4 protein-coding genes are annotated in these 4,455 nt (G+C 68.6%); 1 reads left to right on the top strand and 3 read right to left on the bottom strand.

Annotated elements, in window-relative coordinates; all coding sequences use genetic code 11:
* The 3 genes from LL06_RS25290 to LL06_RS25280 form a co-directional block, all read right to left on the bottom strand.
* A partial coding sequence (locus LL06_RS25290) for a chromosome segregation SMC family protein (RefSeq protein ID WP_035533622.1) occupies positions 1-2,389 on the bottom strand: 2,389 nt, incomplete at its 3' end.
* A gap of 87 nt (positions 2,390-2,476) precedes the next feature.
* The gene (locus LL06_RS25285; protein WP_173426135.1) at positions 2,477-3,253 is read right to left on the bottom strand and encodes a DsbA family protein; all 777 of its coding nucleotides are present in this window, start codon (positions 3,251-3,253) and stop codon (positions 2,477-2,479) included.
* Between the two features lie 187 nt (positions 3,254-3,440).
* Positions 3,441-3,953 (bottom strand): DciA family protein, encoded by a 513-nt coding sequence (locus LL06_RS25280; RefSeq protein ID WP_035533618.1) that lies wholly within the window; start codon positions 3,951-3,953, stop codon positions 3,441-3,443.
* Positions 3,954-4,211: 258 nt separating this feature from the next.
* On the opposite strand from LL06_RS25280, the gene LL06_RS25275 reads away from it, so the two are divergent.
* Positions 4,212-4,394: a PLDc N-terminal domain-containing protein gene (locus LL06_RS25275; RefSeq protein WP_035533616.1), complete on the top strand. Its 183-nt coding sequence runs from the start codon at positions 4,212-4,214 to the stop codon at positions 4,392-4,394.
* Positions 4,395-4,455: the final 61 nt, after the last annotated feature.

Here is a 4,455-nt window from a genome sequence, read left to right as displayed (position 1 = left end):
CGGTCCAGCTCTTGCGTTCCGAGGCGATCGCATCAAGCCGGCGGGCGCGGGCCTGGTTCTCGCGCTCCAGCCCCTCATGGGCGGCGCGGGCCTCGGCCAGCGCGCCGCGATCGGTGGCGACCTCGGCATTGACCTGCGTCAGCGCGGCGTCGAGCTCGGAGAGGTCCGGGCAGGCCTTGAGCGCCTCGGCGGCCTCTTCGAGCGCCGAGATGGTCTCGGCGAGCTGGGCGCCGACCTGGGCGCGCGATTCGGTCAGCACCGCGCGGCGGCTCGCGAGTTCGCCCGAGGCGCGTTCGGCGCTCGCCAGTTCATCGCGGGCGCGGCTCACATTGCGGCTGGCGTCGCGGATCAGGTCGCGCGCAGTGCGGCCCTCGGCCGCGCGCGCGGCGACGGCCGCCTCGCTGCCTGCAAGCATCTCCTCGGCCTGGCGCAGCGTCTTGGTCGCCTCCACCACCTCGGCATCGAGTTCGGCCAGCCGGTTCTTCTGCTCGAGCCTCAACGCCGCCGGCGTCGGCGCGTCGGCGGAGGCGACATAGCCGTCCCAGCGGAAGATCGCGCCGTCGCGGGTGACGAGCCGCTGGCCCGGCTTCAGCACGGCATGCAGCGCGCGGCCGTGATCGGCGTCGGCGACCAGCCCGATCTGGGCCAGACGGCGGGCCAGTTCCTGCGGCGCGCGGACATGGGTCGACAGCGGCGTGACGCCGTCGGGCAGCGCGGGATCCGCGCTGTCGGCGCGCATCATCGCCCAATGGGCGGGCGCGGCCGGATCGAGCGGCAGGTCGAGATCGTCGCCGAGCGCAGCGCCCAGCGCGGTCTCGTAGCCGCGGTCGACCTTGATCTTCTCGACCACCGGCGGGAACAGGTCAGACCCCTGCCCGGCATTGAGCATGCGGGCGATGGTCTTGGCCTCGGTCTCGATGGCGTTGAGCTTCGCCTTGGCCTCGGTCACCGGCTGGCGCGCGGCGGCTTCGGCGGTGCGCGCGGCCTCGAGGGAAGCCTCGATCCGCGTCAGCGCCGCCTCGGCATCGGCGAGCGCCTTCTCGGCAGCCTCGGACTCCTGGCGCTTGGCGGCGGGATCGGGAAGGCCGGCGATGCGCTGGGCGAGGCCGGCGAGATCGGCGTCCTGGCTGGCGATCTGCCGCTCGAGCCGGGCCTTGCGATCGCCCGCCTCGCGGATCACCCGGTCGAGCTGGCTGCGCTCGGCGGCGGCCTCGGCGCGCTCGGCGGTGACGATGCCGAGCGAGGCCTCGCTTTCGGTGAGTCTCGCCTGCGCCGCCTCGAAAGCGGCCTTGAGCGCGGCGGAGCGGTCTCCCGAGCCGTCGAGCGCCAGCCTGAGGTCCGCCTCTTCCTCCGACAGCCGCTGCATGATGCCGGCATTGTCGGCGATCAGCCGCTCCTCGCGCTCGATGTCGGCCTTGAGCTGCGCGAGCCGCCGGTCGAGCTCCTCGCGGCGGCGGGCAATGCGCTCGGCCTCCTCGTCGATCTGGGTGCGGGCGATCTGCAGCCGCTGCAGGGCGGCTGCCGCCGCGGCCTCGGCATCGCGGAGTTCGGGAAGCTTGAGCGACGCAATGGCCTGGTTCTTGGCGGCCTCCATCTGCGCCTGGGCGAGTTCGGCGACAAGCGAGGTGGCCTGGGCGAGCGCGCTTTCGGCCTCGCCCTCCTGGCTCTTGGCGAGCGACCAGCGCAGATGCAACAGCGTCGCCTCGGCCTGGCGCACTTCCGCCGAGAGGATCTTGAAGCGGTTGGCCTGGCGCGCCTGGCGCTTGAGGCTTTCGACCTGGGATTCCAGTTCCGAAGTGACGTCGTCGAGGCGCTCGAGATTGGTCTCGGCGGCGCGCAGCCTCAGTTCCGCCTCGTGGCGGCGCGAATGCAGGCCGGAAATGCCGGCGGCCTCTTCGAGCAGTTGCCGCCGCGCCTGGGGCTTGGCCTGGATCAGCTCGCCGATGCGGCCCTGGCCCACCATCGAGGGCGAGCGGGCGCCGGTGGAGGCGTCGGCGAACAGGAGCTGCACATCCTTGGCGCGCGCCTCCTTGCCGTTGATGCGGTAGACGGAGCCGGATTCGCGCTCGATCCGGCGCGTGACCTGGATCTCGTCGGTATCGTTGAAGGCGGCGGGCGCGGTGCGGTCGGAATTGTCGAGGTAGAGGCCGACCTCGGCGGTGTTGCGGGCGGGCCGGTTGCCCGAGCCCGAGAAGATCACGTCGTCCATGCCCGAGGCGCGCATGTTCTTGTAGGAGTTCTCGCCCATCACCCAGCGCATGGCCTCGACAAGATTGGACTTGCCGCAGCCATTGGGGCCGACCACGCCGGTCAGCCCCGGCTCGATGAAGAATTCGGTGGGTTCGACAAAGGACTTAAAGCCCAGGACGCGAAGCTTGTTGAACTTCATGACCGGGCCTCCCGGTCACGCAGGCACATCGGCACGGCAAGGCCGCTTCCGCAAAAGCTTCGCGGAAGGACGGTGCGCGTTGCCCGCCTAGAGGAGCGGGTCGATGATTGCCGACATGAGTTCAATCGACATGTTCCCCGGATACCGCTTGCCGTTGATGATGAAGGTTGGCGTGGACTGCACCCCAAACTCGTTGGCGGCCTTGGTTCTGACAGCATTCACATCGTCCAGAAGCTTCTGGTTCGTCAAGCAAGCCTCGAAGGACTCCTGTGTAAAACCCGCCAATCGGGCGATTTGGAGAAGCGCTTCGCGGCCATCGGGGGCCGACGCCCAGGTCCGCTGCTGCTTGAACAGCACATCGACCATCGGGAAGAACTGCGGTTCGGGGGCGCAGCGGGCGAGCATGATTGCCGCCGCGGCGCGCGGATCGAACGGAAACTCGCGCAGGATGAAGCGAACCTTGCCGGTGTCGATGTATTTTTCCTTGAGCGGCTGGAAATTGCTTTCGTGGAAATCGGCGCAATGGGGACAGGTCATCGACATGTATTCGACGATGGTGACCGGCGCATCTTCGGCGCCGAGCGTCATTTCCTTGAGCGGGCCGGGCTCCAGCACCTTTGCCATGTCGACGTCACCGTCGGCCTTGGGCGCTTCCACGGCGGCCGCGGTCGAGCCGGTCACTTCCTGCGACACCGCCTGCGGGGCCTGCGGAGCGGCGGCGGTTTCGGTTGCGACCGTCGCGGCGGGCGCGTCGGTGGCCTGCGTCGCCTGGTCAGACGAGTCCGAACAGGCCGTCAATGCCAGTGCGAGAAACGATACGGCGGCGGCGGTGGTCAGTCGGGACGTCAAAGGAAACATGCTCATCATCCATTCTTTGATTCAACATCGTTCACGCGCTCAAAACCGGGATCGTGTCCTGCCCGCGCCACTCGCCCCGGCGCTAGCTCCGGGTCATGGGTTCCGCCCCGACTCCTATAACGTCAAATGTGGCCAAACAAGTGCACCCCGATCACTGACCCGTGATCGGAGGGACGACGGGGGTCTCGACCGGTCACTGCGGACGCCTGGGCCGGCGGCTGATGACGCCCGCGCCTAGGCGCTCGAGCGCCTCGCGGAGCCTCGGATCCTCGACCGTCTCCAGCATGCCGGCGAGCCGGCGTTTCTCGCCGGCATCCAGCGGACGCGCCTGCGGCTTCCTGGTCGGCGTGTGGATCGCCTTCTGGACGATACGGATCTGCGCGATCGCCCGGAACCCGAAGAAGGCGTTGACCCGCGAGATCAGCTCCGCCTCCTGGTGCATCAGGAACAGGGCGCGCGCGCCCTCGCAGGCAACCGTCAGCACGCCCGGGGAAAAGCCGCCGCCGGTCTCGTCGGGTCCGTCCTGGCGCGGCCAGCGGATGCGCTCGGGCCGCGAGCAGCCGGCGAACTGCTCGCCGGCGATCTCGTCCCAGGACCCCAGCAGCAGCGTGTTGATGCCGGCGCGCCTGGCCAGGATCGGATCGATCAGGCCATTGGCGATCTCGGCGATCTGGACGCTGCCCTTGCGGGTGAACGGTTTTGCCACAACCCTGCCTCTCGTCACGGGCCCGCCGGCGCTTAGTCCGGAGCGGCCCTGTCTGGCCAAGGGGATAGCGCGAAACGGCGATCAGGGAAAGCGCCCTCCCCCACGGGCAGGCGCGGCTACCGGTCGGCCCGGGCGCCTCCGCGGCAGGTCGAAGCCCGCGCGGCGCGCGTTTGAACCGCCGATGGAACCAATTTCGCATCAAACCGTTTGAAAGATGCAACGCCACCTGACGGCGCGATATTTTTGGAGAGTTTTACAATGGGTTTTGAATACAGCGGAATTCTGGGCATCATCATCTTGATCCTCGACATCTGGGCGATCCTGCAGATCATCAAGGGCGGCGGCTCGACCGGCAGCAAGCTCCTGTGGATCCTGATCATCCTGCTCCTGCCGGTGATCGGCCTGATCATCTGGCTGGTGGCGGGACGCAACCGCCTCTAGTCGCCAAGGCGAACCGGATGAGATCCATCTGACACGCGCGCTGCCTCGGAAGCGCGCACGT

The sequence above is a fragment of the Hoeflea sp. BAL378 genome (assembly GCF_000759435.1).
Classification (GTDB): domain Bacteria; phylum Pseudomonadota; class Alphaproteobacteria; order Rhizobiales; family Rhizobiaceae; genus Hoeflea.
This window is presented reverse-complemented; position numbering and strand designations above follow the sequence as displayed.

Bases quoted from the DNA above. Each gene is read 5' to 3' on its own strand.
- LL06_RS25285 (WP_173426135.1), bottom strand. From the start codon at position 3,253: ATGAGCATGTTTCCTTTGACGTCCCGACTGACCACCGCCGCCGCCGTA.
- LL06_RS25275 (WP_035533616.1), top strand. From the start codon at position 4,212: ATGGGTTTTGAATACAGCGGAATTCTGGGCATCATCATCTTGATCCTC.